The following is a 3,271-nucleotide window of genomic DNA, read 5'->3' on the forward strand; positions in this document are numbered from 1 at the left end:
TCCGCGACCGTTGGCTTTTGCACGGCTACGACCTCGATCCGGAAGGCCAGGGCTGATGGGCAGACAACCGACCCAGCCTTGTGGGCAGGCGTCATGACCGCGGTTGCGGCGCCGGCGGCCGCGCCGTCGCTGGAGTGGGCCCGTTGGATCCCGGCCGGGGTGCGGATCGCGGCGCGGCGGCGTCGGGACCGGGCGGCGGCGGTGGCGTGGGCGCGGGAGGCGCTGGCCGATCCCGCGCTGGTGGTTCTGGACTGCGAGACCACCGGCCTGTTCGGCGCGGGCCGCCCGGATCCGCGCGTGGTGGAGCTGGCGGTACTCGCCGGTGACGGATCGGTGTTGCTGGACACCCTGGTCGACCCCGGCGCGCCGATCCCCGCGGCGGCGTCCGCGCTGCACCACATCACCGACGAAACCGTGGCCGGCGCACCGTCGTTCGCGCAGATCCTGACCGAGCTGGAGATGGTGCTGACCGGTCGGCGGGTGGTGATCTACAACGCCCGCTACGACACCGAGGTACTCGCCCTTGAGCTGGCCCGCGCCCACGGTGTGAGCCCGGCTGATATCGGCGGCTGGTGGGCCGCGCGCGGCGTCCGGATCGAATGCGCGATGCAGCAGGCCGCCGCCCATCGCGGCGAGTGGGACCACAAGCGCGGCCGGTGGCGGTATCCGCGCCTGGCCAATCACGCCGCCGATGCGCACCGCGCGCTCAGCGACTGCCACGCCACCCTGGCCGCGATCACCGAGATAGCCGATGGGCGACCGCGCAGCTGGTGGCGGATGTTCTGACCAAAAACGGGTGTGGCCCTGGCACTTCGGAAAGTGTCAGGGCCACACCCGTCTGGGGCGAGCCGGATGACTCGTTAGGACGCCTGTGGGGCCTCGGTGACGCGAATGCTGCCCACCATCGATCCCTCGTTCACCAGAGTTTCCACTGCTTCCTCAGCGTTCAATGCGTGGCGGCCGTCCAGGCCCCAGGCCTCGAGGTGGTATCCGGCGGTGACCAGGGCACGCACCGTCACCTGCGCGCGTTCACGCACCGCCGCGCGCCACTGTGTTCGTGCCTGCTCGATCGCTTCCTTGCCGCGGGCTTTCCACTCCTCCGTGGTTTCATCTTCGGCTTGGTATTCGCGGAAACCGATCTTGTGCAGCGTCCAAATCGGCTCGTACTTGCGAACCACCGTCGCAGCCCGATTCCGGAAGTAGTCCACCGACAGCAAGACATCCGCGGTCGGAAGGCCGGAATCCTTCGTGTTGGCCCAAAAGGTTTCCACCGACAGGCCCGCGTCGGTCAGCACCTTGCGCAGTTCCGCGCGCCACTGGGCCACCGCGAGGATGTCGAGCACGGTCATGCGTGACCACGTGGTCGACACCTCCCGCGCGAGTTCGTTCTTCGATACGCCCGCCTCGTGCGCGGCCCACATCGTGTCCGCCAAGGCCAAGTCCGCGTCCTCCCGCGCTCGCCGCGCCGTGGTGACCAATTGCAGTGCCGCTGAGGCTTTTTCGTCCATAAGACCATCGTACGGTCTAAAATTATACCAGTCAAGAATTAGACCAATATTGCGGCCTGCGTAGACCGGCCAACCGGGCCTGCGCGGGGCGTCGCGGATTCCCGCAAAATCGCTCTATCGTGAACACGATTAATCGTGTTATCGTGTTTGTGGTGGTCGAACCACCCCACCCGATGCCGGTACAGCGTCGTACCGAGAGGGCCAGCGCCGCCCCTCGCGCATCACAAAATCCCCGGCAACTGAGGGAGAAACCCCATGTCACAGCCCACGATCCCCGACGCCATCGAGTCCGCTCTGGCCGACTTCGCCCTCGCGGTGCGCGAGAACGCCGGCGGTCCGACCCCGGCGACCGAGAAGGCGCGGCGCGAGTCGTTGAACGTGTTGCGCGCCATGATCGCCTCCGAGTTGTCCGACGCTCGCGAGGACGGCGCCCGGACCGCGATGGGCTACGCGCCCATCGCCTGACCTGCACCACCTCCACGAGATCCGGCCCCGAGTCCCTGCTACGGGCTCGGGGCCGGCCTCGACAATTCACCGAACGGAAGTACCGACATGGCTCTGATCACCATCACCGCCGATCTGCCCGGCGATGCCACCACCCGCGTGAGCGCCGACCAGGTGAGCGCGCATTTCGCCCTCGCCCCGCATCTGCTGGTGCTCGACTCCGGCGAGGTCGTCTACGGCGAGAACCAGCCGTTTCTGCTGATCCACATCCCCAGCGGTCGCCCGGTCGTCGCCAGCGGCCCCGGCATCGACCTGCGGCGGCTGGCCGTGCTGCTCGAGGATCTGCCCATCGACTGGAACCTGCCCGACCCGGTCGAATCGGCCTGCCCGCACTTCGGCGAGATCCGCGAAGCGCTCGCCCTGGCCGCCGACGACCACACGGTCACCGTCACCGTCTGACCGGCCCCGATCCTCGAATCTCATCGACAACAAAGGAATTCGATTCATGAGCACACTTGCCACCGTCGACCTGCCGCAGATGGCCCCGATCACCCGCCACCGCGTGGCGCTGGAGTTCGAGCCGCTGACCACTCAGCGCCTGGTCGTCGAAGTCACCGACCCGGCCGAGGGCACCGCCCGCTGGGTCCTGCTGGACTACCGCAGCCCCGGCGTGACCACGCTGCGGGTCCACACCCTCACCGACGCCGACGACGACCTGCGATCGCCGTGGGATGCCGTCGACGCGGGCCGGGCTGTGGTGATCGCCCTCGGCCACATTCGCGATGCCGCCGACCACGACGACCCGTCCGCGTGGCTGGACGACCTCGAGATCCCCGAGCCGATCGGCCCGGACAGCGACCAGGAGCGCGCGCTCGTGGCTGCTGCCGTGTCGGGCCTGGCCGAGATCCGTGCGATGTCGGGCATCGTGGCCGGCGCCGCGCTGGTGGCCCTGCAGCTGCAGGATCTGCTGGCCAACCAGCTGACCGGCGGCACCTGGAAAACCGTCGACGACGACGATGTCATCGACGGACCGCAGACCCTGATCGAGGCCCTGGCGGAAAACGATCTGCTCGACGGCGACGCCGAGGACAACCGCGGCATCATCGAGGACGCCTACCGGGACCGCGGCTACACCGACCCCGAGATGTCGGGGATCTCGGTCCGCCACTCCACCACCGTCTGACCTCTGCGACTCCCTGATTCGGCCCCGGACCCGCAGGTCCGGGGCCGTTTTCGTGTCCGTGTCGAACTTTTTCGACCTCGCTCTATCGTGAACACGATTAATCGTGTTATCGTGTTTGTGGTTGGCGGAGAGGCCA

Annotated in this window: 5 protein-coding genes; 4 read left to right on the forward strand and 1 reads right to left on the reverse strand. The window is 68.1% G+C overall.

Annotated features, from left to right (window positions below):
• Window positions 1–93 precede the first annotated feature (93 nt).
• Entirely contained in the window at window positions 94–786 is a 693-nt protein-coding gene (locus A5789_RS11520; RefSeq protein WP_082940635.1) for a 3'-5' exonuclease, read from the forward strand.
• Window positions 787–860: 74 nt separating this feature from the next.
• Here the strand turns inward: A5789_RS11520 and A5789_RS11525 are convergent, their stop codons facing one another.
• The gene (locus tag A5789_RS11525; RefSeq protein ID WP_064927227.1) at window positions 861–1,508 is read right to left on the reverse strand and encodes a hypothetical protein; all 648 of its coding nucleotides are present in this window, start codon (window positions 1,506–1,508) and stop codon (window positions 861–863) included.
• A 255-nt stretch (window positions 1,509–1,763) separates the two neighbouring features.
• Here A5789_RS11525 and A5789_RS11530 point away from each other — a divergent pair, with 255 nt between their 5' ends.
• From A5789_RS11530 to A5789_RS11540, 3 genes are all read left to right on the forward strand, one after another.
• A complete protein-coding gene (locus A5789_RS11530; RefSeq protein WP_064927229.1) occupies window positions 1,764–1,973 on the forward strand; it encodes a hypothetical protein in 210 nt (69 codons plus the stop codon).
• Window positions 1,974–2,060: 87 nt separating this feature from the next.
• Entirely contained in the window at window positions 2,061–2,411 is a 351-nt protein-coding gene (locus A5789_RS11535) for a hypothetical protein (protein WP_064927231.1), read from the forward strand.
• Window positions 2,412–2,457: 46 nt separating this feature from the next.
• The gene (locus A5789_RS11540; protein WP_064927233.1) at window positions 2,458–3,135 is read left to right on the forward strand and encodes a hypothetical protein; all 678 of its coding nucleotides are present in this window, start codon (window positions 2,458–2,460) and stop codon (window positions 3,133–3,135) included.
• Window positions 3,136–3,271 lie beyond the last annotated feature (136 nt).

This window comes from Nocardia sp. 852002-51101_SCH5132738 (assembly GCF_001665695.1).
Lineage (GTDB): Bacteria > Actinomycetota > Actinomycetes > Mycobacteriales > Mycobacteriaceae > Nocardia > Nocardia nova.

Coding starts and splice junctions, on each gene's coding strand:
- A5789_RS11520 (WP_082940635.1), top strand. CDS start 94: ATGACCGCGGTTGCGGCGCCGGCGGCCGCGCCGTCGCTGGAGTGGGCC.
- A5789_RS11525 (WP_064927227.1), bottom strand. CDS start 1,508: ATGGACGAAAAAGCCTCAGCGGCACTGCAATTGGTCACCACGGCGCGG.
- A5789_RS11530 (WP_064927229.1), top strand. CDS start 1,764: ATGTCACAGCCCACGATCCCCGACGCCATCGAGTCCGCTCTGGCCGAC.
- A5789_RS11535 (WP_064927231.1), top strand. CDS start 2,061: ATGGCTCTGATCACCATCACCGCCGATCTGCCCGGCGATGCCACCACC.
- A5789_RS11540 (WP_064927233.1), top strand. CDS start 2,458: ATGAGCACACTTGCCACCGTCGACCTGCCGCAGATGGCCCCGATCACC.